The following is a 21,864-nucleotide window of genomic DNA, read 5'->3' on the forward strand; positions in this document are numbered from 1 at the left end:
CAACTGGCCGCATAATTCACTTTTCGGGAGTCCGCCAGTCTTGGGCTATCGCAGAGTCCCTATAAAAGTATCAAGCACAGCACGTACTTCGAAGTCTATGACGACCTGTTTTCCCGCTACCGGGGAAAGCAGATCACGTTTGTCGAAATTGGCGTGCTGGGCGGCGGATCGCTCTTTATGTGGCGGGAGTTTCTGGGACCACAGGCGAGAATTATTGGCGTCGATATGAATCCCAATGCCAAAAAATGGGAAAGTGAAGGCTTTGAAATTTATATCGGGAATCAATCCGATGAGCTGTTCTGGCAGGATTTTAAAAAACAGGTCGGCCGCGTCGACGTGATCCTGGATGATGGCGGCCATACGTTCGAGCAACAGATTATCACAACGGAAATGCTGCTCGACATCATCAACGACCATGGCATGCTGGTCGTGGAAGACACCCATACTTCATATATGGACGGCTTTGGTTACAGGCGATTTTCTTTTCTCGAATATGTCAAACGCTTCATCGACAAAATCAATCAGCGCTACAGCGAGTTTGACAACACAGTCGCCGACCAGCGTGTCTGGTCGATTCAGACATACGAATCATTCGTGGCCTTTCACATTAATCGTAACGCATCGAACCTCATCTCTGAGCGAACCGACAATGGCGGCGAATACGACTCGGCAGAAGGCTATCGCTATTCCGATAATCAGGCACTGAAATCGCTGGATGTGTTAGTCCGGAAGTTGAATTTCCTGAAATATATTCCCGGTATCAAATGGCTGGACGCCAAAGCAAGAAGTTACTTTATCGTCAGAAAATCAAAACGCCGACTGAAGAAGTATTTTTCATCTGATTCTTAGCTTCCCCTCAAATGCTCGTTTATGCCCAAACTGAGTTTCTTCTTCCCTCTGAGCTATCGTAGAACAATAGAATGCTGTCAGAGTCAGAATACAAATCATTGACTAGTCAGGCATGTTTGAGCCTCTGCAGACTGAAGTAATGTTGCCTGAGCTTTAATCAGTTTGGAGTTTTAACGGAGGTGTCAGGGGGATTGCTGCATGCGTGCCAGTTGCATGTTTTCCGGGATATCCAGATCAAGTATTTTCTCCCATTGATCCAGTGGCCTGTTCCAGCTTTCTTTCGGTAGCGGCTCCTTGAGAGGCACAACCCATGGTTGAGGGGTCCAGACACGATCAACGGCAGCATAGTTCAGTTTGGGGTTCATCAGGAGCTGAGGTTTCCGACCATTGAGTGAGGCAATATTCAAAACATAGATCTCCAGCTCAGTATTTCGATGTTCCCGGTAATGATCACGCACGTAGTGCACGAATTCCAACACCATATCAGGGTCTTTCCCCATACGACTGAGTTGACGTGAATTCAGAAATTCTTCCACCTTGATCAACCCACGCTGATTAGTGGCAGGATCGTAGGCATAAAATCGAATCCCCACATTTTTTTCGCGTAACATCATATGCCAGGCAAAATGGTGCCCTTCCTCATTCCAGCTCACATTTCCCGGATACAGAAAGTGTCGAAAAGGAAAAATCAGCTGCCAGGAAATATACACCGACAATAAAGCAACCGTCATTCGCTCTCCCCAGACAGACCGGGAGGGAACATCCAGTGGAGTAAATTCCAGCTTATTGAGATGAGCCGCCTTGCGAAAAACAGAGGGAGGAAAAAAGATCAGCGTCGCCCCGATCATGAACCAGGGAAAAATACCGATCTCCCACAGAACGGCATTGGTCAGATGAAATGAAACTGCAACCAGGTAAGCAAAGAGCCTCGTACGACGCCAGATCAAGGCAGGTACAATCAGCAGGTCGAACAACAACCCCCCATAAGCAAAGGCCCAGGCGACCCAGTTTTCGCCCAGATAGGTACCGAGAAAAGGGACATCCGTTCGTCGCTGAATCCACATTCCTATCGGTTGGGTGAGTAGCCAGTCATAATTCAGCTTAGCTAAACCACCATAAAAATAAGGGATGGCAATCTGTAATCGCAGTAGTCCCAGCGACCACTGTGGTGCGACCGGAGATCCTTTAATTCTTCCAAAGAGACGATCGAGCGAAAGGGCACGCTGCGCGGGAATCACCACCATGATCCCGCTGAGCAGACAAATCAGATAGCAATGATTCTGATAAAGTGACTTCTCAAGCAGAAAGACATATGAGTAACCCACAAAGTAGGTGAGTGCGCTGATTCGATAAAACAGTCCCAGTGAAATCCCCAAAGCCGCAATCATCAACACGGCAAAGTGAATATGCATTCCGATGCCAGGCCAGGGTTCTATCCAGCTCCAGCCTGGATAGGAAAAGTGAAAATCGGGGTCAATGTAAAAATACTGCACCCAGCGATCTCTTGTCATCGACCAGATATGATACAGCATCATCAGGCCAAAAAAGATCCGGAAAAAGACCAGCGGTGCGATGTCGACCGGTCGAAACGACCAGCGACATAAAGCTTCCATCCTCTTCCGAACACAACCAGATTCATTCTGAAGTCCGTCTGTGCCAGCTGATTGAGTGTTCTGTATATTGAGTTCCATGCTGTCTAGTCTGTCGTCGGTCATGCTTTCTGTTCTCGCCTGGGCTGTCAGTCCTTCCACGAATCACGATTCTCAGGAACCAGTCTGAACGACTTCCGGTGCTCCGTCGGCGTGTAAATGAATGTCGAACTGATTGTTACCATCAATGACTTCCAGTTCGACTTCCTGTCCTCCCGGATAATATTTTTCTTTGACAACCTGCTCGTCGTCTTCGGGGTCGGGCTTATAAAAGTGGGCAATGTGTTTCCCCACCAGCGCCCCATCACCCTTTTCATAAGTTGTTAACTCAAAGGTACCGTTACTGGTAATGGTTCCGCTGGCGGATTTACCGGAGTTCAGCGGATTTGCATCACTGCCTGGCACAGGCGTCAGCACTATATATCCCTCAGTGACAAGATCATCATCAACTCGAATAAACCCGGAAACGGGAACGACTGTTTTCTGATAGTCTTCCCCACAGCCTCCGCAGAAAATGAACGAGAAACATGAAATCGACCAGAAAATTAATTGGTTTTTAAAGTACATTTCCATCTCACTGCCATGAATAATTGAGTCTCGTCCAGCATGGATCCGACATGAGTTTTGCTTGATTGTTCCACGATTTGATACTCTTCCGGAATGCACTTGAACTCGTGAACGGATTGCGAGTCGATTTTTCCAAAACCGGAGTGCCCTCCCCGGAAGGAAGGGCTACTCCGTAGAGTACGGTACACGTACAGAAAGCCGTCGATGAGGTTATGGTCTTTCGACGACCCCGCCATCTGCTTTGTCGGCCAGTTTACCGAATGTGACCATATCGATGTTTTCGGAAACGAAGCTGACGGAACCATCAGCAAACAGGAACTGCGCTCCACCCACATGCTGGCTGGCGAAGGAATCGTCTCGCGTGCTATTCAGGACATGTTCGGGAGCTGCTTCTGCAATGATATTCTGATGTTGATTATTGGTACCAACCCAGACTTTGAAATCGCCGACATTGGCATGTGTCGGGCCATCAATTTCTCTCATATATTGAGTATAAGCTTCACCAACGGCGATCGTATTACTCGATCCATCCACGATATCCCGGATTTTTGTAGGGGACAGCGTATCCTTGATTTTTCCAAACATGCCCGTGACTGAACCCGCTGAGGTACCAGCACTGCCGCTATAGTCATTTCTGGCGTGTCCCCCCAGATCAACTCCATTATGGCCCGCACCCGCACGAATGGGGCTTCTTGTCAGAGACATTGAGTTCGAAGGGCAGAGGTAAATGGGGATTACCTGATCGGTAACGCCAACCTGCAGGGGGATGGTGATATCCGGCCCCTGTCCTGAAAAATTTAACTGATTGTAGATATTGGCCTGTTCAATGTAGGGCAGGATCATACAGGCCCAGCCATATTCATCGTCGCCATACAGAGATCCCGGCGGAAAAGCCCGGGCGACATCATGATAATTGTGTAATGCAATACCAATCTGTTTCAGATTATTCTTACAGGTCGACCGTCGGGCCGCTTCTCGTGCCTGTTGAACAGCGGGTAACAACAGCGCAATAAGAATGGCGATGATAGCGATGACAACCAGTAATTCAATCAGCGTGAAACCTTTTTGCTTCCTCAAATTCTTTTGCATTTTCAATCTTTCTTCGGGGAGAGTTAAGTGACGATAAGTCGAGAAATAAGATGGGCGCCAGCCATTTGATACACATCAATGTGAATCAGAAACTGCGGGTGATTCTAAAGAGTAAGTGTGAATATATGGCAAAGAGACCATGAAACTCCGGCATTCCTTTAAATCACCTTGATTCACAAAACGGGTCCCGAACTCGGAGCGCGATTGACCATTGATTATTCAGACACACACTCTATCATTTGCGGATCAAACGATTCTCGAGCGTCGACTTTTCGCTACTTCCCTTAGCACAGCTAAAGAACAGGTATGGTGATAATGCAAACTTCTTCCCGGATCAAACTGGCATCCTGGTTAACAGCAACTTCGATTGCTCTGCTATTAATCGTTCTTCTCATGAAAGGCAATCTGTTTCATTTGACTCCTGCATCGGAACAAGCTGCCCTCACATCGCTGGAAAGCAAAACACCGATTCGGTTCAAAGTGAATGAAACAGGACACGTGGTCGATCTGTCAGCCACCGATTCTACGATGAATGACACACTGGCCATCTATCTGAAAGAACTGCCTGCATTGCAACGACTGCACCTCGAACGCAGTGGTATCTCCGATGCTGCCCTGCAGCATGTGACAGGCTTGAAAAATCTGGAAGCACTCTTTCTCGATGAAACCGAGGTGACCGACACAGGCATGCTGCAGCTGGAGCAATCAGATCAGCTCAGGACTCTGTCACTGGCGCAGTGCAAAGTAGGGGATGCCGGCCTGCTTCCTCTCAGCCGACTGGTGGAATTAAAACTCCTCAACCTCAATCAGACCGATGTCACTGATGCAGGATTGAAACATCTCGAACCACTCAAAAAGATGGAATCACTCTATGCCAGCGAAACGGAACTCACCGGCGCGGGTCTTCAGTCTCTGGGAGAACTGCCGCAACTGACGCACCTTGATCTAAGTGGCATACAGGTAGATGCAGCGCTCATCGAATCGCTGCGGCAATTCCCGAATCTGGAACTGCTTTACCTGGGCAACAGTACGATCGATGACCAGTTGATTGCGAGTTTGATGACTGCCTTGACAGAGGCCACACCGAAACTGAGAGCTTTATCGCTTAAGGAAACACCACTCAGCGATTCCGCGATTCCTTCACTCAAATCGTTGCAGCAGTTAAAGCATCTGGCGATTGTTCAACTGCAGGGTACCAGAATCACAAAGCCCGCCTTCAAGGAACTGGCATCAGCGGTAACAGAAGTGAATTTCAGCGTGAACTATTCGGAACGAGATGATTAGTACGGAAATCAGAAACACATTCTGCTGCGGCTGCCCGACCACCCGTTTAAATTCCTGCTTTTGAGTTTCACGAAAGACTACGCTTTAACTATCATAGAGTCTTAACGATCCCGGACTCTAGATCGCATCGCATTTTATCATAGCGTCTCTCAAACTATTATAATCAGCCCAAATGCCCTTGGAGATGCTACTAACAGAACACAGTCCAGCTGGAAAAAGCAGCCTCATGAAAACACTCACCAGAGAACTCTGGATGGATATCCCAAAGCGTCGACAGATCGTTTCTATACACAACGACGTAGAACAGTTGGTCGCCGAGAGTGGAGTTACCGATGGTTTAATACTTATAAACGCAATGCATATCACGGCGTCAGTCTTCATCAACGACAACGAATCAGGCCTGCATGCCGACTATGATCGCTGGCTGGAACAGCTGGCCCCCTTCGATGCGGGCAGTGATCCTGCTTCCGGCGGGTATCTGCACAACCGCACGGGCGAAGACAACGCCGACGCCCACCACAAACGTCAGATCATGGGCCGCGAAGTCGTTGTTGCCATCACCGACGGTAAACTGCACCTGGGACCGTGGGAACACATTTTTTATTACGAGTTCGACGGCCGCCGGCGGAAACGGATTCTGGTGAAGATTATTGGGGAGTAAAGGAAATCCAGTCACATAGCCTATGGCTCGTAGTATTCGATCTCTTTTAGGTGACTTGGGAGACGTGTCGGATCAGGAATTGCGATTGAACCAAGCGGAGTTAGCAGTGGACGCTCGAAGACGAGATTGTGGAAGAAAAACGCCCACCGAGATCCGACTTCAACGTCGCCGACCTGCTGCTCCTCATAGGCAACTTGCCAGTTGTCGGTCGATTGGTCGGGCATCTCTTGTGTGACCGATCCAAAATCAAACTCGTCCGCAGGTGCGTTCAATTCAATTTCTACGAGATGGCATGACTCACTCGCAGAGATTGGATGAACCCCGATGATTCTGATTGGATCAACCATGCCTTCGCTTCCTCTACTCGTGTGCTATCAGGACTGCCGCTGGAATGACCGTATTAGTTTGATGATTTGTTGCGGATACTGCCACATCTTACCCGCTCTTATCCAAAAATCGAGAGCATTCCGCATTTCGCAGATTTCAATGTGAGTCTTCCCCTGATCTCGGAGCTCAGCGGACCTTGCGACGACTTCGGCGTACACATCTCGAAGTTCTGAGGGTATGATGTTTTTTGAGTGTTGAACCTGTGACCGTGGGAACATTGTTTTATTATGAATTCGACGGCCGCCGGCGAAAACGGATTCTGGCGAAGATTATTGGGGAGTAGCCCTTGGAGCAAGGTCATGGCTTTATCAATTGGGCTATCTCGCACAGACGATGTCCACAATGCAGATTACACTTCGGGTATTTATCTCGAAGATGATGGTTACTACTGGTTTCTTTTTCCGTTCTTTCAAGACGTATGGGAACAGACGGGAAAAATTATTGACCTGTATGACGATGCTGTCTTCAGTGCGAATGAACTGCCAGTTCTACTTGCGATCCTTGAAAGAGCATCCGCAGAAGCCAGAGAACAACCAGATGAGTGGGATGTACGCATCGGGTGGCGTGGTGACGATGCTCTCATGTCGACAGTAACCAAGTCCGAACTCCAAGCATTGCTGACGAAACTCATCGATCTGGTTACTGAGGCCCAATCAAGTCTATGTGCTGTCGTCTGTTTTGGAGACTAATCATCCTACGAAAACGAACGAAATTACTTCACAATTTGCTGTGGGTGCCGCCAGAGCTTGCCAGTTCGAGTTCTGAACCCAAGATCGTTCAGAGCTTCGCAGACTTCCATATGTGTCTTCCCCTGATCCCGGAGATCAGCGGCCCTGGTAACGACTTCGGCGTACACATCTCGAAGTTCTGGGGGTATGATGTTCTTTGAGTGTTTAACATGAGATATCGGTGAGATCGTTTTCCCAGATACCACAAAAGCCAGTGTGTAATGCAATGTGCCTGGGGAACGCGATGCATATCACCGCTTCGGTTTTCATCAACCATAACGAATCAGGACTGCATGCTGACTATGATCGCTGGTTGGAAAGTCTGTGATTAAGCTGAGTTACATGTCATCCAGTTCTCAGTTTTCAATCAAGATCATACTGTGTTACGTAACTCCATTTCCTAGCTTGGTTTCGCCCGATATAAGGCAGTGCATCCGTAGAGTCCATAAAACTCAAATTTGTCTGGATCCAGACCTTCAGTCACTGCCTGGTAGACCCCATACTCATGAGCTTCTGGATCTGCGTTTCTTGAATCATTGAAATCATGGAACAGGCAAAATCCTCCTGGAACCATCAGGGAGTCTAATTCACGGCAGAGACTCAATACCGGCTCGTACTCATGTGAATGATCGATAAAGGCAAATTCAAACTGTTTCCCTTCGGCCTTTAAAGCTTTGACTGCCGCGGTTCCTTCGTCGCAGATATTTGTTACTCCCCGATCTAATTTCTTCATACGCAGATGAGTTTTCGCTTCTTCTACACATTCTGGACTCATATCAATGCTGTAAATATGTTTGGACCAGGGAGATTGACGGGCAGCTTTTGCTAAAATCGTCGTACTTAACCCGTGATAGCAACCGACTTCCAAGATGTCTCCCTGGACAAAATAGGCCAATTCATACAATTTCAAAGCATCAGCCCTACGGAGCCATCCCGGAATGTCTTCTCCAAAACCCCACCGGCTTTTTTTCACTTTAACTAAATCATCTTCATTCACTGGGCACTTAGCATAAACGGCGTGGGATGAGTTAATATAGGCCTTGGGGAAATCAAATGTGGGAAGATATTCAGGTAATGTTAAACCAATTTGATCTAATTCTACAAATAACTCTGGATGCTTATTCATCTTAATTCGATTCTTTGCTTGAAAAAAGTTATCTGGATTATCGTATGATTAGTTATTGCAGGAACCCCAGGACTTAATTTGACTCAGTAATACTTACCATCATTTCAAAACACGGAATCCTAGCATTTCAAGATTAACTGTCAATAAGAATAATTGTTAAGTCGTCACCGACCTCTCCAGGATGAAATCTCGCTTTAAGTCACTCTGGCATAGGAGTCAATCGAAGTTCTAGTCAGGCATCCCTGTCTGGAAATTTCGTGGGCCTCGCCTATGGATAGTGAATGGAACAACCAAAACGAACGTGTTCGGTAAGCGTAAAGCCAGAATGAAATGGGAGTACTGGGTAATCATTCGTTTTCTCTAATTGTCACGCAAACTGCTAAGTTTGAGTGACAGTCGTCGCTTAATCCTGTGTCATATTTCAGAAATGCAAGTCCCATGATCGAAAAATGGATCGCCGCCCAGGGAATGAAATTCTGATGGTGTTGTTGTCCTGTCTGATCACCTACAGTCTGATCCTGGTTTATACTCGTATCACCACCCTGCGGAGCTTTTCAAACATGTCGGCTGCTGACTTCGTGATGACGCTGATACGAAACTGGAACCTGAATTTTTAAAAAATGTCATCGGCTTAGAACATCTGCTGGGAGATTCTCCGGTTACCCCTGGCTTGCGTGTCAAAGACTTTTAAACCTCGCAATCCACACAGCAGCAGCTCATCTTACGACGCAATACAGGTCCTGCGGGCACGAACTGTTGCTCACCAAAGCGTTCCTTGAGCTTCGCTTCCTCAACGCCGGCCTGCGCCATTGATGTGATAAAAAGGACAGCGCCGCGAAGAGGCATCCAGAGAAACGCTGGTCGTGACGTATTGAATATTCCCCCTGTCCACCTCTATGGCGGCGATCGAAAACTGGTTGCAGAGCCTGCATTCTATCCCACCGGTAATCAGGTGGATAGTCGAATTCGTGAACCTGTTGTCGATACTCAGAGTCAGATGGTAAGCTGTGCCTGGGACTATGGAAACAAAGTCTGGTGAAAAGACGTGGGGACTAAAATTGAAAACCAATTTCGACCGTCGAAGAACTTTGCAGGAACTGGAACAAGAGGACTGGGGAGAACCAGACTTCGATTCCTCTCTTGTAAAAACATGTCATCGTTTGCGGCGGGTTCCTCTGAATGACTTCTCAACAGAAGATCTCCGAATTATGATCGGCCAGCAGATCAGCCTGTTTTTTCTTATTCCTCTGGCGTTGGAAACTCTCGAAGAAGATCCACTGGTGGAGGGTCACTGTTATCCCGGTGATTTGCTGAACGCTGTATTAGGTGTCCCGGAGTCATTCTGGAACATACATACCGACAAGCGCGAAGTACTTCGTCGAGTCATCACCAAAGCAAACGAAACATTAGACTCGCTGAAAGAACACGAAACAAGAACGGTCCGCAAGCTGTTAGCGAATGCACCAGACTCACTGACCGACTCGTAACAGGAGACTTTTCATTCAACAACGAACAAGACAACCGTGAACTTTCAAAATCAGAAATCATTGTCGCTCGATCACTGCGCACACTCTTGAATCAGACTGCTGTGGGTGCGAGTTTTGAGGAAACCGAGGACTTCAGGCAACTCATGGGTGCGTTAGACTATTTCATTCCCGAAGTCCTGGCTGAACTTTATCCTGAATGGAAATCGGATACGCTGGATGATGTGATTCCGCTGGTCGCAGAACGGACCGGTGAAAGGGAAGCGGTTTTCTTTGGCATGAGTTGGCTGATCCGTGATCAGTCTGTTGTGCCGATGTATCTTCAACTGCAGATTGATCCTGCCATCGATCGCATCAACTGGCTGGAATGTCGCATCGGCGAACGGGGACCGCAGGGCATGCTCCGTCGACCGGGGAGTTCATTTGACAAACAACTGTATCGACTGCAGGGCCGGGAAGATCAGATCGACTGGGCTTACCGTGTGACTTATGGTGAGAAACATCGCTGAGGAAACGATCTCCCTGCTATGCCAGTTTACAGGTATCTCTCTCGGCTCAGCCTGTAAGTTCATTCAGCACGTATCGGATTTTCCTGGCTTGGCATGGAATGTGCGATTACCTGCTGGCATGTGTTAGTCGGTAAACTCCCTGCGTCCCCATCAGAAAGGCTGTGCGATGTTTGAGAAGTGGATCACAGACCAATGGGCTGAAATGCCGATGGTGCTGCTGTCGTGTCTGCTGACTTATGCGGTGATCCTGCTCTATACGCGGCTCACGGGATTGCGGAGTTTTTCCAAGATGTCCGCCGCCGACTTTGCGATGACGGTTGCCGTCGGTTCGTTGTTTGCTTCGACGATTTCCAGTTCTACACCCACGCTCGTTATCGGACTGACGGCACTGGCCAGTCTGTTTTTCGGACAGTGGTTGCTGGCGATGCTCAGGCAGCATTTTGTCTGGTTCAGTAAGCTGGTCGACAACGAGCCGCTACTGCTGATGCGGGGGAGTACGATTCTGGATGAAAATCTTAAAAAAGCGAATATTACCAGGGATGATGTTTATGGTAAACTGCGCGAGGCGAATGCCTTGAACGCCGACCAGGTGCTGGCGGTCGTGTTTGAAACGACGGGTGATATTTCTGTTTTGCATTCAGCAGATCCGGATGCGAAACTGGAGCCAGACTTTTTTCGCAATGTGACTGGTGCAGAGCAGCTGTTTGAAAACCGGGAGTCTGCTTCCGGACATTGACCCGTAACTGATTCTTCCCGTCAATAACTCAAGGTCGGACCGCAAAATTGAACAGCACACTCACCACACCTGAAAAAAAAGAATCGGTTTCGAATGAGCCCGGATGGCGGCGGTGGTTGTGGTACGGACTGCTGTTGATTTGTGTCATCCTGGCGATCACCGCGTTTTTTCCCTTACTGTTAGTCGACTGGTGGTGGGTGCGGATTGGCGATTTTCCGCGGCTGCAACTACTGGTCTGTTATATTGTCGTCCTGCTGACCCTGATCCCGTTTCGCCGGAAAATCACGGCGAAAATTGCTGCAGCCGTGCTGTGTGCGGGCATTGGAATTCAGCTGTTCTGGATCTTTCCTTACCTCGCGATTGCCCCCCATGAAATGGAGACCGCGCAGTCACAAAACACGGAGACGCGTCTGCGAATTCTGACAGCCAATGTACTGCAGAAGAACACTGATGCGGCAGCGGTTCTCGAATTGATCGACCGGGAACAGCCGGACATCGTCGTGTTGTGCGAAGTCAATCAACGCTGGATTTCCGACCTGGCTCCGCTGGAAACAAAGTATTCTTACCATCTCACGCATCCCCTGGATAACACCTATGGGATGGCCTTCTATACGAATCTGAGGGTGAAGTCGGCGGAAGTCAGAGGACTGGTCAAGCGGGAGATCCCCTCCATCGACGCGACCGTCCTCTTGCGATCCGGGAAAGAAGTCCGCCTGTTTGCCGTTCATCCCAATCCACCCCGGCCGGGAGAAGACACGACCAAGCGGGATGCGGAACTGGTACTCGTCGGTCGCGAAGTGAGTAAGAGCAAGAGTGCCATCGTGCTGGGGGATCTGAACGATGTCGGCTGGTCGCGCACGACGAATCTGTTTCAGGAAGTCAGTGGTTTACTCGACCCGAGAAAAGGGCGGGGCCTGTTTGCGACTTACGATGCCACCTCCTGGATCTGGCGATACCCTCTGGATTATCTGTTTGTTTCCGATGACTTTCGCGTGGCAGAAATCCGCACGCTGCCTGACATCGGTTCGGACCATTTCCCGCTGTTTGTGGAACTGAGTTACGAACCCGAGGCGGCTGCCAGCCAGGAAGGCCCGGACCTGGATTCAGGGGATCAGGAAGATGCTGCCGAGGCCGTGCAGTCTGCCAGAAAGAAGCATCCATCTCCCGAGAATAACTGACAGCCCACCGCGCACGCTGACCGCTCAGACACCGCTTCGTTTACTCCGACTACAGTATCAACACGCCGCCCGGGTCGTATTCGCTGGAAAATCGAGCTAAGTCCAGAGATCACGTATTGGCACATTGTTTGCGAGTTGGTTCCTCGAAAACAATTTATTAGCTGAGACAGCATTGAAGTGGCACTGCGCTGCAGCATGTCACATATTCTTGTCGGATATTTTTCATTATTAATATTTAGTACGTCAGATATCAAAAAGGATTTTCCATGTATCATCACGTTAAAAAGCTCATGTATACCGTCGATGTCAGCAATCCTGATCCGCGTTTTGGAAATATGCTGCTGGAACAGTTCGGCGGTGCGAATGGTGAACTGGCGGCGGCGATGCAATATTCCATCCAGGGTTTGAACTGCGATGATCCTGCTCGGAAAGACCTATTAATGGATATTGGAACGGAAGAATTGAGTCACCTGGAAGTCATTGGTTCGCTCGCCCGGATGCACCTGAAGCCTTTACGTGAAAAGGGAGAGGGAGCCCTGGAAGATCCCTTAATCGCAGTCGTGGGGGGCGGGGGAGTCTCACTGAATAACTCCCAGGGAGTTCCCTGGATGTCCACTTATGTCGATGTCACCGGTCAGTTGGAAGTGGATCTGCGTTCTAATATGGCGGCGGAAGCCCGGGCGAAGATCGTTTATGAACGACTGATTGAATATACCGACGATCCGGGAACAAAAGATGCATTGAAATTTCTCATGACCCGGGAAATCACGCATTTGAAAGCCTTCGGGCAGGCTCTGGAAAGTATGGATAAAAAACCTCTGGAAATCGGGGATCTGAAACCGGATGACAAGTGGGTCGATAAATATTTCAACGACTCCACAGGATCAGGCGATCTGGGTGATGACTATGAAGGCCCCTGGAATTCCGGAAAGGAATGGGAAGTCATCGAAAATCCTGCCTTTCAGAAATAATAACAGGAACCCGCATGCACCAGACGGGAGAGAATCATCTGTCCGAACAGAACCAACCTGAGACGAGAGCGCGAGCAGAAGCCGACATGGTGAAGAATGCCCAAACCCATTCTTCGCGTACCCTTGCTCACACGATTACAACTTTGATTGTTGTCGTGGTTCTCGCCTCAGCGTTGGTCATTACGTGGGAGATTATCCTGGCGCTGTTCCTGGCAGTGTTGTTTGGCGTGTTCCTGAATCATTCCAGCCACGAGTTGAGTAAACTGATTCGCCTGCCCTATAAAGCCAGCCTGGCAGCAGTGGTTCTGTTACTGATCGGAGCCTGGTTTGGAATCACGATTTTTTTCTTTGTCCAGATCAACACTCAGATCGATGAAGTCCGCCAGCAGATTGAGCGGGGTGTCGAACAGGTGCGGAACTGGGCTGATGAGTATACGTCTATCAACTCGGCCATTCATTCCACACCAATGCTGGTCCCGCTACTGGCCCCACAAAAAAAGCCGGAGGATCCAAAGCAGTCGGAAAACAAGTCTTCCCGCGAATCCGATTTCGCTTCAGAGCAGAACTCGGCAAATCAGGGTAGTTCCGATAAAGAAGCCGAATCAAAAGATAAGCAGTCGCAGTCCGGTTTACAGTCGCTGACGCAGCCCGCTCAGCAGGCTGTCTCTTTTGTGGGGCGTATGTTTAAATCGACGTTTGGATTCGTCGTGAATGTGATTCTGATTCTGTTTGTCGGACTGTTCCTGGCGGCTTCGCCACAGGTATACCGGGATGGGGTGGTCATCCTGTTTACTCCCCGGCGCAGAGACCGCATCAAGGGTCTGATGAATCAATTGAGTGAAACGCTCTGGCACTGGTTGCTGGGGCGGTTTGGATCGATGGTCATTACCGGCCTGGGTGCGTGGCTGGTGCTCTCACTGATTGGGGTTCCCATGGCGGGCACCCTGGGTGTGATCTCCGGGCTGTTGACGTTCATCCCCAATATCGGTTCCCTGATTGCATTCTGCCTGGCGATTTTAATCGCGCTTCCCAAAGGCACGACGACAGCCGCACTGGTTGTGCCTGCTTTCATCGGATTACAGCTGGTGGAAAGTTACCTGATTACGCCCCTCATCCAGGAACGGCAGGTCTCACTGCCCCCCGCGCTACTGCTCTCCTTTCAGGCGATCATGGGAGTCCTGTTCGGATTAATGGGAGCAATAGTCGCCTCACCACTGCTTGCAGCAGGCAAAGTCATCGTGAAGGAACTGTACGTCAAAGACTACCTGGAAGAACAGAATCCCCCGGCTCCCGATGCCGATGGCTGATCCCTGCGATCCTATGCTGTTTTGTAATCTACCTATACTGAAGACCGCGGGCAACGCAGGAAGTTCTAAGAGGAAGCCCGGTGGGCACGATGAGGGAGCAGGCGTTTTGTCATTGTACGAAACGGGAATCAGCTGCTGACAGGAGCTTTCTGGAACGTCCGAATCAACTGGCCTTACAGGAGAACATCTACGGCGCGAGTTTATGGTGGTTCCCGTTTGACTGTCACGTCTCCAAGGCCATTAAAACGGAGTGATACAGATTCAAAGACGCTTTAGTCAGATGTGATGCGCTCTAATAATTTTTGATCCGGAAACTTTTCCCTTGACATTCTAGGGGTAGTCTGTGATACTCTTCCCTAAGCATTCTTGGGGAGAGAGGCATGGCAAAAAAACAGAAAGCCGACCTGCTGCAGGGAACGCTGGATATGCTGATCCTGAAAAGCCTGCTGTCGCAGTCGCGGCACGGGTATGGCGTGGCGAAATGGATTCAGGTGACGACGCGCGGCGCCCTGGAGATTGAAGAAGGTTCGCTCTATCCGGCATTACATCGCATGCAGAAACGAGGCTGGATCCAATCGGAGTGGGGCTTATCGGAAAGTAACCGGCGGGCGAAATATTACGAACTGACGCCTGTCGGTCGCGCCCAGCTCAAAACCGAAGTCCAGTCCTGGTCTCAGCTGGTCGATGCGATCAGTCTGGTGCTGAAATCCAACCTGGCGGAGGGCTGAAATGTTACGTCACTGGTTCCGCACCCTGATCTCTTATCTGCGCCTGCCTCTCATTGCCCATGCGGATCGTGAACTGCACGATATTCGTGAAGAAATTGAGTTTCATCTCTCCTCCAGTGCCGCCGAACATCACAGTGAAGGCATGGATGCCCGGCAGTCTCAACAGACCGCGCTCGAGCAGTTTGGTGATGTCAAAGCGGTTGTCGACGATTGTTGTGACGTCTCGCTTTCACGGCATCTGTTCTGGCATCGTCTGCATCAGCTGATTACGCTGGGACTCGTTGGTGCGCTGGGCTGGCTGATCTGGCTTTATTTCCCGTCCCAAAATAAACCGCCGTCTGACAGTACACAACTGGCGGCTTCGGGATATCCGGAATCAGAAACGACTGGTGACATCCAGGGCACAGTCGTAGCCGAAGATGGTCAACCTCTCCGCGAGACTCATATACTGGCTGTGGTCAAAACCTGGCCTCCCCACGGTTTCAGACAGAACTCATTTACCGCCCTCACGCGTCCCGACGGCACGTTTCTTATCGAAAATGTCTACCCGCCCGGTCAGGAATACGAAGTCCAGATCGCCGCCATCGCCGACGCACATCTGTTGAAATCCGAATATATCTCAATGCGCACAGGCACACTGGAACCCTTTCGTTTTCAACTGACAAAGTCCGCAGGGCTGGTGCTGCACTTTGAGTCAAACGCGGGAACACCCCTGGCAGGAGTCAGCGCGTTTCCTTTTGAACGCATTGATCAAAGCGGGCAGGAACACTGCATTTATTTCTGCAGTGCCCGGCCCGTCGTCCGGAAATCGAATACGGAGGGAAATCTGCCCATGCCCCACTTTCTGCCGGGAGAACAGGTCACCGTTTACATCCAGTTTCCCGGCGGCGAATGGCAGACACGAGAGTTAACCGTTCCCGCTGACAAACAGACTGTAACCCTGACACCAGAACCTGCCAGCCACCTTGATGATGGCTGACACAGATCGAATCTGATTTTAAACACTCAATCATTCTGCCGCGCACAGGGTACGCGCCGCGATTTGAACAGAAAGGCCCGATGATGCATCCCAGATACTACTTCACTTTGACCTGGATCTTACTCATCCCGTTGAGCATGAATGTTTCGTATTCCGCGGAAACAGAGGTGCTGCTCAAGGACAGTTTCGAAACCGGTACCACAGCCCCCGAAGGCTGGCAGAGCGGCTTTGATGTGCCCGGCGTCAGGTATGTCTACGATAAGGGGCGCGGAAAAACAGGAGACCGCAGTCTCTCTCTGCAGAAATCCGCCCGCCGTTATTTTCCAATCGCACAATGGTATCGCCTGCTCCCTTATCAAGGTGAGAAACAGAATCTCCAGGTCCAGTGTGAAGTGCGGGCAGAACAGGCCACCAAAGCCATCATCGATGTACAATTCCTGGATGAGAACAAAAAAAGTCTCGGACATCAGTGGCTCAGTTATATCGGCGCCAAACAGTCAGGCGATTCGCCCGTCAGCCATGACTGGAAAACTTATACGGGGGACACAACAATCCCGGAGAACACAAAACAGATTGTCATCGGCCTGCAGATCTATGGACCGGGGAAAATCTGGTTTGATGATCTGGAAGTTTCCTTAACCAATGGCGCGGGACCTGCGAAACCCGATCAGACAGAGCAAGCCATTGATGTCAAAGTCAACGAAGAAACCGGCCAATACCTGTTGATCACACCGAAAGACAAACCTGCTCAGAAGAAACCGCTGGCCCTGCTGATCGTGCTGCCCGGCGGTGACGGCTCGGCCGATTTTCATCCCTTTGTAAAGCGGATCTTCGACAATGCATTGCCCGATGACTTCGTACTGGCACAACCGATCGCCAAAAAATGGACCTCCGATCAAAAAGTCGTCTGGCCTGCGCAAGCCAGTCAAACTGCGGATTCGAAATTTACTACAGAAGAACTGATTGCAGCCGTGATCAAAAATGTCAGTGAAAAACAAAACATCGATCCGAAACGAATTTATCTGCTGGCCTGGTCTTCGGGTGGCCCCGCTGCCTACGCGGCTCTGCTTCAAAAAGAAACAGACATTGCCGGCGCGCTGATTGCCATGTCTGTCTTTAAACCAGATCAGCTTCCTGATCCCGCGAATGCCAGACAGCGCAGCCTCTATCTGCTGCATTCACCCGACGACAGTGTCTGCCCTTACCGCATGGCGGAAGCAGCGCGCGATACATTCAACAAGGCCCACGTGCGTGCCACGCTGGTCGACTATCCCGGCGGACACGGCTGGAAAGGAAACGTCTACGGCAATATTCGCCAGGGAATCAACTGGCTTGAGAAAACAGACTGAGCGCCCGCTGCTTTTCGCCAGGTTTCTATTTGACGTGTTCGAATCGCCTTGATCATCTAATTAATTAAAAGATTCCTTGACGAACTGAGATTCCCGCTGTAACATCATCTAAAGAATTAGACGATCGTGTGAAAGGCGATCAACGGCAGAACTTCGATTGAGGAATTTTTCGATGGCGCGACCCGGATCAGAACACCCGACCGAACTGGAACTGGAAATTCTGAAGATCCTCTGGGACGAATCACCGCTGCCCGTGCGCGATGTGCGGGCACGGCTCGAAGCCCAGGCCGCACGCCCGCTGGCACACAGTTCCGTGATCACGACACTTAACATCATGTTTCACAAGGGCTTTGTGAAACGCAAAAAGGACGGCAAGTCGTTTCTCTTCTCCCCGAAGCTGCAGAAAAAAGCGGTAACCGGCGGCATCCTGGATGATCTGTTATCGCGGGTCTTTGAAGGCTCTTCGTCGGCGCTGGTCATGAATCTGATCGAAACGGCCGACCTGGATTCCGACGAACTCGCGGCACTTCGCAAGCTCATCGCCCGCAAGGCAAAGGAGCAACAGCAATGATCTGGAATACTCTTCTTGATCCCGCCTTGAGCGGCCGCCTCTGTCTGACGCTCCTGCATTCGCTCTGGCAGGTCGCCCTGCTCGCTGGCCTGCTCTGGCTTGTGGAACGCTGCTGGCAGAAAATTACCGTGGAACGGCGTTATGTGCTGCATGTTGCCGTCCTGCTCTGTGTCCTGCTGGCACTGCCCGTCACATTTTTACTCGTGGGACCGGCTGCTTCAACACCAGTTGTTATCAGCCAGCCTCAGACTGTGAGAGATACTTTTCCCTCGCAGGCAGAGACGAAACCTGCTGCTCCGCCGCAATTCAGATCCGAAATGCCAGAACTCCTGCCCGGAGCGGAATCACCTTTATCAGAGAATCAAAAGCTGCAGCCCGCCAGCAATATTTCGCCAGAAAAAACCAAGACGTCTCCCGCAAGACGATCACAGGCCTGGCTCTGGCTGGCCCCCTGGATCGTCGCCTGCTACGTCGCGGGAGTCGTCTTGATGCTGGCGCGACTCGTCATTTCCAGTATTCGCGTGCAGCGACTCGCCGCTTCAGCCGAGCGAATCATAGCCGGGCCGCTCGTCAACTCACTGCGCGAGATTGCCCGGAAATGGTCGTTGAAGGCAGTTCCCGTCCTGGCACGCAGCGAACAGATCATTGTGCCCCGCGTAACGGGAATTCTGCGACCGATGATTCTACTGCCTGCTTCTGCCATCAGTGGTCTCACCACCGACGAACTGGAACTGATCCTCGCGCACGAACTGGCCCACATCCGTCGTTTCGATTTATGGATCAATCTACTGCAGCGGTTTACCGAAGCGATTCTGTTTTTCAACCCCGCGCTCTGGTACCTGAGTCACCGTATCAGCATGCTGCGGGAATACTGCTGTGACGAAATGACCTGCCAGTTGAAACTCGATTCCACTTCCCCGTTCGAATCGCGCGTGAATTATGCGACGGCCCTGCTGCATGTCGCGGAACTGGCCAGACGCAGCAGTGTCTCTACCGGCGACCTGACATCGCTGGCTGCCAGTGGCAGGTCCCCTTCAGAAATCCGCCGTCGCGTGGCCCGGCTGTTTGGTGAATCCCTGCAGGAGCCAATGCCGGTCTCGCGCAACGGCTTATGTGCTTTACTGCTGCTTGGCTTCTCTCTGACTCTGATCACCATGGTATCCCCTTCCAATGCCGAACCTGCATCTCAAAAAACAGCAATCAAAGCAGAAACGGAAGCACAACAGAAGAATCAGCCCGTTACGGACGACACCGACACTCAAGACCATTCTCTACGACAGTTTCAACTCAACGTCGTTGACCCGGACGGCAAACCGGTGCCCGATACGACCGTGGAAATCCGCAGTGACCCGGCTCCCACAGCCGAGCACATTCTCCGCGGTGAGTACCTGCGCGATGCGACATACGGTCCGTTTGTGAAAACGAATGACAAAGGCGAGCTTTTGTTTCGCATTCCTCTCCAGATGAAGCGGTTCAACCTCAGTATTAAAAAGCCGGGCTATGCACCCTACTGGGCCGGCTGGAGTTCTTATGAGCATCCCGAATCCATTCCCGCTGAATTTACAGCCATTCTGGATAAAGGCTGGACGGTGGGCGGCGTGATTGTCGACGAAGCAGGAAAACCCGTCGAAGGTGCGCGAATTTCACCCAGCGTGTATTTCAAAAAACGACCCGGCGATACCAGTCAGTTAGGCGTCGGTACGAAAATCAAAACGGATGCCAAAGGGCAATGGCACTTTGATTATGTACCCGCTTCCAAAGCAGAAGTCCATATCGATGTGAATCATCCCGACTATCGTCCCTGGCGAAAACGTGTGGCCCGCAGCGAATTTGAAGTGAAAGCCGATGCCAGTCCGTCTGCCAGAATCACACTGGAAGAGGGATTGAACATCACCGGCAGTGTCACGGATGAAAACGGAAAACCGATCGCCGGTGCGCTGGTCCGCACCAAATTTGGAAATGATGTGCGCAAAGCAACCACCGATGAGTTTGGCGTCTACCTGATTACCGGTTGTGAACCGCGGGTCACGCGCGTCGTCGTCTCCGCGAAAGGCCGTGCACCGGACGTTCAGGAGGTACGTGTAGAACCTGATATGATCCCGGTCGATTTCTCGCTGAAGCCTGGAGGTAAAGTCCGCGTGCGTGTTGTCGATAAAAACGGGAAGGGTATTCCCAAAGCACGCATCTTTTTCCAAACCTGGCGCAGGTGGTGGGTCGATAATTTTGAGTTCGATTATGTGAACCAGTACGCCAACGAAAACGGGGTCTGGGAATGGGACGAAGCCCCCCTCGATTCATTCAAAGTCGATATCTGCCGCCCGGGAGGCATGCAGCTCACGAATCAGACGCTGCTGGCACGCGAAGAAGAATATGTGTTCCAACCGCCCAAAGCATTAGTGATCTCGGGAAGTGTCGTCGACGCGAAGACAAAACAGCCTGTCAAAAGGTTCCGCGTCACTCCCGGAGTTCAAAGAGACGATTCAACGTCCAGCCTGTTCTGGAATACGTCCGAGAGTTTCGAGTCCTCTGATGGCAAATACAGTATTCGCATTCACCGAGACGATCCGGCCCACTTTTTACGAATTGAAGCAGACGGTTTTGAGGTAGCCACATCCCGTGCATTCAAACCTGATGAGGAAAGTGTGCCTTACGATTTCGCTTTGAAACCTGCCAAAGACATTGCAGCCACCATTCTGACAGCAACTGGCAAGCCTGCCGCCAATGCGCAAATAGCCGTCGGAATTGTGGGTTCTCAGATCATGATCAAAAACGGCAGGATTCGTAACATTTCAACGTATGCCACGCGGCTGCAGAGTGATGACATGGGGCAGTTCAGCATTCCGCCACGAACGGAACCGTTTCAACTGATCATTCTTCATCCTGATGGCTTCGCACACCTCAAGTCGGAAACAGGTCCGATTCCCGATCCCGTCAAACTCACTCCCTGGGCACGACTGGAAGGAACATTCCGTGTGGGAAAAGACATCGCCCCGCATGTCGACCTGACGCTGTTTGGTAACGGCTTCAATCTCTACGGCGACAAAGAGCCGCATATTCATACAGAGACTAATACCAAAACCGATGAAAACGGCCGTTTCGTTTTTAACCGTGTCTTTCCCGGCAAGTGCCGCGTAGGTCGAGAGATTACAATGATAGTGAATGAAGGCACCAGCGAGGTGACATCGTCACATCGGGAAAAGGTCGAATTATTCGCAGGAAAAACCACGACCCTCAATCTGGGGGGCACAGGTCGGCGGATCATCGGTCAACTGGTGCCCGCTGACGGTTATTCCGGCAGAGTCATCTGGAATTTGAATCTGATCCGACTCGAGGGCGCACTCGAACCGCCTCCAGCTCCGCCAGTCCCCGAAAAAATCAAGCAAAATGCAGCCCTGTTACAGCTCTGGTATGCTGAGTGGTTTAAGACAGAAGCGGGAAAAGCCTGGCGTATTGCGCATGAAAAGTACCTGCAACTGCAAGCAGACAACACCTATTTCTCGGCCAGTATAGGCGACGATGGTGCATTTCACATCGACGATGTACCTCCAGGAAACTATGACTTAAAGATGTGGCTGCATGACAATCCCGCCGGCAGATTGAAGCCAGTCTCGATCACCGTTCCAGCGTCCGATGAGAAGAATACAACCGAACCCATCGATCTGGGCACACTGACGCTGGAGAAGTAATAACTATCCCCCTCGACAGACATCAG

General features: G+C 50.6%; 23 protein-coding genes. 17 read left to right on the forward strand and 6 right to left on the reverse strand.

Annotated features, from left to right (window positions below):
* Nucleotides 1-153: 153 nt before the first annotated feature.
* Nucleotides 154-849 carry a class I SAM-dependent methyltransferase gene (locus AACZ40_RS08205; RefSeq protein ID WP_291173984.1) on the forward strand — a complete coding sequence of 232 codons (696 nt, stop codon included), beginning with the start codon at nucleotides 154-156 and terminating at the stop codon, nucleotides 847-849.
* Between the two features lie 182 nt (nucleotides 850-1,031).
* Here AACZ40_RS08205 and AACZ40_RS08210 read toward each other — a convergent pair whose 3' ends face one another.
* The 3 genes from AACZ40_RS08210 to AACZ40_RS08220 form a co-directional block, all read right to left on the reverse strand.
* Nucleotides 1,032-2,462 (reverse strand): HTTM domain-containing protein, encoded by a 1,431-nt coding sequence (locus AACZ40_RS08210; protein WP_291173982.1) that lies wholly within the window; start codon nucleotides 2,460-2,462, stop codon nucleotides 1,032-1,034.
* Between the two features lie 150 nt (nucleotides 2,463-2,612).
* Nucleotides 2,613-2,915, reverse strand: coding sequence for a hypothetical protein (locus AACZ40_RS08215; protein WP_339673968.1), 303 nt, complete (start codon nucleotides 2,913-2,915; stop codon nucleotides 2,613-2,615).
* A 360-nt stretch (nucleotides 2,916-3,275) separates the two neighbouring features.
* On the reverse strand, nucleotides 3,276-4,154 hold the full coding sequence (locus tag AACZ40_RS08220) for a DUF1559 domain-containing protein (RefSeq protein ID WP_291173978.1): 879 nt from the start codon (nucleotides 4,152-4,154) through the stop codon (nucleotides 3,276-3,278).
* Between the two features lie 315 nt (nucleotides 4,155-4,469).
* Here AACZ40_RS08220 and AACZ40_RS08225 point away from each other — a divergent pair, with 315 nt between their 5' ends.
* Nucleotides 4,470-5,438 carry a hypothetical protein gene (locus AACZ40_RS08225; RefSeq protein WP_291173976.1) on the forward strand — a complete coding sequence of 323 codons (969 nt, stop codon included), beginning with the start codon at nucleotides 4,470-4,472 and terminating at the stop codon, nucleotides 5,436-5,438.
* A gap of 226 nt (nucleotides 5,439-5,664) precedes the next feature.
* A complete protein-coding gene (locus AACZ40_RS08230) occupies nucleotides 5,665-6,099 on the forward strand; it encodes a secondary thiamine-phosphate synthase enzyme YjbQ (RefSeq protein ID WP_291173974.1) in 435 nt (144 codons plus the stop codon).
* Nucleotides 6,100-6,119: 20 nt separating this feature from the next.
* On the opposite strand, the gene AACZ40_RS08235 is transcribed toward AACZ40_RS08230, so the two are convergent.
* Nucleotides 6,120-6,446 (reverse strand): hypothetical protein, encoded by a 327-nt coding sequence (locus tag AACZ40_RS08235; protein WP_291173972.1) that lies wholly within the window; start codon nucleotides 6,444-6,446, stop codon nucleotides 6,120-6,122.
* Nucleotides 6,447-6,785: 339 nt separating this feature from the next.
* Here AACZ40_RS08235 and AACZ40_RS08240 point away from each other — a divergent pair, with 339 nt between their 5' ends.
* A complete protein-coding gene (locus tag AACZ40_RS08240) occupies nucleotides 6,786-7,175 on the forward strand; it encodes a hypothetical protein (RefSeq protein ID WP_291173970.1) in 390 nt (129 codons plus the stop codon).
* 439 nt (nucleotides 7,176-7,614) lie between these two features.
* Here AACZ40_RS08240 and AACZ40_RS08245 read toward each other — a convergent pair whose 3' ends face one another.
* Nucleotides 7,615-8,340 carry a class I SAM-dependent methyltransferase gene (locus AACZ40_RS08245; protein WP_291173968.1) on the reverse strand — a complete coding sequence of 242 codons (726 nt, stop codon included), beginning with the start codon at nucleotides 8,338-8,340 and terminating at the stop codon, nucleotides 7,615-7,617.
* A 449-nt stretch (nucleotides 8,341-8,789) separates the two neighbouring features.
* Between AACZ40_RS08245 and AACZ40_RS08250 the strand changes: the two genes are divergently transcribed.
* Complete coding sequence (locus AACZ40_RS08250) at nucleotides 8,790-8,957, forward strand: hypothetical protein (RefSeq protein ID WP_291173966.1); 168 nt, start codon at nucleotides 8,790-8,792, stop codon at nucleotides 8,955-8,957.
* A gap of 70 nt (nucleotides 8,958-9,027) precedes the next feature.
* On the opposite strand, the gene AACZ40_RS08255 is transcribed toward AACZ40_RS08250, so the two are convergent.
* A complete protein-coding gene (locus AACZ40_RS08255) occupies nucleotides 9,028-9,186 on the reverse strand; it encodes a hypothetical protein (protein WP_339673974.1) in 159 nt (52 codons plus the stop codon).
* Nucleotides 9,187-9,211: 25 nt separating this feature from the next.
* Between AACZ40_RS08255 and AACZ40_RS08260 the strand changes: the two genes are divergently transcribed.
* From AACZ40_RS08260 to AACZ40_RS08315, 12 genes are all read left to right on the forward strand, one after another.
* Complete coding sequence (locus tag AACZ40_RS08260; protein ID WP_291173964.1) at nucleotides 9,212-9,379, forward strand: hypothetical protein; 168 nt, start codon at nucleotides 9,212-9,214, stop codon at nucleotides 9,377-9,379.
* Between the two features lie 19 nt (nucleotides 9,380-9,398).
* Nucleotides 9,399-9,827, forward strand: coding sequence for a contact-dependent growth inhibition system immunity protein (locus tag AACZ40_RS08265; protein WP_291173962.1), 429 nt, complete (start codon nucleotides 9,399-9,401; stop codon nucleotides 9,825-9,827).
* Nucleotides 9,828-9,970: 143 nt separating this feature from the next.
* Entirely contained in the window at nucleotides 9,971-10,333 is a 363-nt protein-coding gene (locus tag AACZ40_RS08270) for a hypothetical protein (protein ID WP_291173960.1), read from the forward strand.
* A gap of 166 nt (nucleotides 10,334-10,499) precedes the next feature.
* On the forward strand, nucleotides 10,500-11,069 hold the full coding sequence (locus AACZ40_RS08275) for a YetF domain-containing protein (RefSeq protein WP_291173958.1): 570 nt from the start codon (nucleotides 10,500-10,502) through the stop codon (nucleotides 11,067-11,069).
* Nucleotides 11,070-11,116: 47 nt separating this feature from the next.
* Nucleotides 11,117-12,247, forward strand: a complete 1,131-nt coding sequence (locus tag AACZ40_RS08280; protein WP_291173956.1) for an endonuclease/exonuclease/phosphatase family protein — start codon at nucleotides 11,117-11,119, stop codon at nucleotides 12,245-12,247.
* 266 nt (nucleotides 12,248-12,513) lie between these two features.
* Nucleotides 12,514-13,218, forward strand: a complete 705-nt coding sequence (locus tag AACZ40_RS08285) for a manganese catalase family protein (protein WP_291173954.1) — start codon at nucleotides 12,514-12,516, stop codon at nucleotides 13,216-13,218.
* Between the two features lie 14 nt (nucleotides 13,219-13,232).
* Nucleotides 13,233-14,525, forward strand: coding sequence for an AI-2E family transporter (locus AACZ40_RS08290; RefSeq protein ID WP_291173952.1), 1,293 nt, complete (start codon nucleotides 13,233-13,235; stop codon nucleotides 14,523-14,525).
* Nucleotides 14,526-14,905: 380 nt separating this feature from the next.
* A complete protein-coding gene (locus AACZ40_RS08295; protein ID WP_291173950.1) occupies nucleotides 14,906-15,253 on the forward strand; it encodes a PadR family transcriptional regulator in 348 nt (115 codons plus the stop codon).
* Nucleotide 15,254: 1 nt separating this feature from the next.
* A complete protein-coding gene (locus AACZ40_RS08300) occupies nucleotides 15,255-16,232 on the forward strand; it encodes a carboxypeptidase-like regulatory domain-containing protein (protein WP_291173948.1) in 978 nt (325 codons plus the stop codon).
* Nucleotides 16,233-16,312: 80 nt separating this feature from the next.
* Nucleotides 16,313-17,581, forward strand: a complete 1,269-nt coding sequence (locus tag AACZ40_RS08305) for a hypothetical protein (protein WP_291173945.1) — start codon at nucleotides 16,313-16,315, stop codon at nucleotides 17,579-17,581.
* A gap of 172 nt (nucleotides 17,582-17,753) precedes the next feature.
* Entirely contained in the window at nucleotides 17,754-18,152 is a 399-nt protein-coding gene (locus AACZ40_RS08310) for a BlaI/MecI/CopY family transcriptional regulator (protein WP_291173942.1), read from the forward strand.
* Nucleotides 18,149-21,838, forward strand: coding sequence for a carboxypeptidase regulatory-like domain-containing protein (locus AACZ40_RS08315; RefSeq protein ID WP_291173939.1), 3,690 nt, complete (start codon nucleotides 18,149-18,151; stop codon nucleotides 21,836-21,838). The genes AACZ40_RS08310 and AACZ40_RS08315 overlap by 4 nt, the downstream gene beginning before the upstream one ends.
* Nucleotides 21,839-21,864 lie beyond the last annotated feature (26 nt).

Source organism: uncultured Gimesia sp. (genome assembly GCF_963972345.1).
Taxonomy (GTDB): domain Bacteria; phylum Planctomycetota; class Planctomycetia; order Planctomycetales; family Planctomycetaceae; genus Gimesia.

Bases quoted from the DNA above. Each gene is read 5' to 3' on its own strand.
- AACZ40_RS08230 (WP_291173974.1), top strand. From the start codon at position 5,665: ATGAAAACACTCACCAGAGAACTCTGGATGGATATCCCAAAGCGTCGA.
- AACZ40_RS08290 (WP_291173952.1), top strand. From the start codon at position 13,233: ATGCACCAGACGGGAGAGAATCATCTGTCCGAACAGAACCAACCTGAG.
- AACZ40_RS08275 (WP_291173958.1), top strand. From the start codon at position 10,500: ATGTTTGAGAAGTGGATCACAGACCAATGGGCTGAAATGCCGATGGTG.
- AACZ40_RS08305 (WP_291173945.1), top strand. From the start codon at position 16,313: ATGATGCATCCCAGATACTACTTCACTTTGACCTGGATCTTACTCATC.
- AACZ40_RS08270 (WP_291173960.1), top strand. From the start codon at position 9,971: ATGGGTGCGTTAGACTATTTCATTCCCGAAGTCCTGGCTGAACTTTAT.
- AACZ40_RS08220 (WP_291173978.1), bottom strand. From the start codon at position 4,154: ATGCAAAAGAATTTGAGGAAGCAAAAAGGTTTCACGCTGATTGAATTA.
- AACZ40_RS08300 (WP_291173948.1), top strand. From the start codon at position 15,255: ATGTTACGTCACTGGTTCCGCACCCTGATCTCTTATCTGCGCCTGCCT.
- AACZ40_RS08210 (WP_291173982.1), bottom strand. From the start codon at position 2,462: ATGGAAGCTTTATGTCGCTGGTCGTTTCGACCGGTCGACATCGCACCG.
- AACZ40_RS08240 (WP_291173970.1), top strand. From the start codon at position 6,786: ATGGCTTTATCAATTGGGCTATCTCGCACAGACGATGTCCACAATGCA.
- AACZ40_RS08255 (WP_339673974.1), bottom strand. From the start codon at position 9,186: ATGCCTCTTCGCGGCGCTGTCCTTTTTATCACATCAATGGCGCAGGCC.
- AACZ40_RS08310 (WP_291173942.1), top strand. From the start codon at position 17,754: ATGGCGCGACCCGGATCAGAACACCCGACCGAACTGGAACTGGAAATT.
- AACZ40_RS08315 (WP_291173939.1), top strand. From the start codon at position 18,149: ATGATCTGGAATACTCTTCTTGATCCCGCCTTGAGCGGCCGCCTCTGT.
- AACZ40_RS08250 (WP_291173966.1), top strand. From the start codon at position 8,790: ATGGATCGCCGCCCAGGGAATGAAATTCTGATGGTGTTGTTGTCCTGT.
- AACZ40_RS08245 (WP_291173968.1), bottom strand. From the start codon at position 8,340: ATGAATAAGCATCCAGAGTTATTTGTAGAATTAGATCAAATTGGTTTA.
- AACZ40_RS08225 (WP_291173976.1), top strand. From the start codon at position 4,470: ATGCAAACTTCTTCCCGGATCAAACTGGCATCCTGGTTAACAGCAACT.
- AACZ40_RS08295 (WP_291173950.1), top strand. From the start codon at position 14,906: ATGGCAAAAAAACAGAAAGCCGACCTGCTGCAGGGAACGCTGGATATG.
- AACZ40_RS08285 (WP_291173954.1), top strand. From the start codon at position 12,514: ATGTATCATCACGTTAAAAAGCTCATGTATACCGTCGATGTCAGCAAT.
- AACZ40_RS08235 (WP_291173972.1), bottom strand. From the start codon at position 6,446: ATGGTTGATCCAATCAGAATCATCGGGGTTCATCCAATCTCTGCGAGT.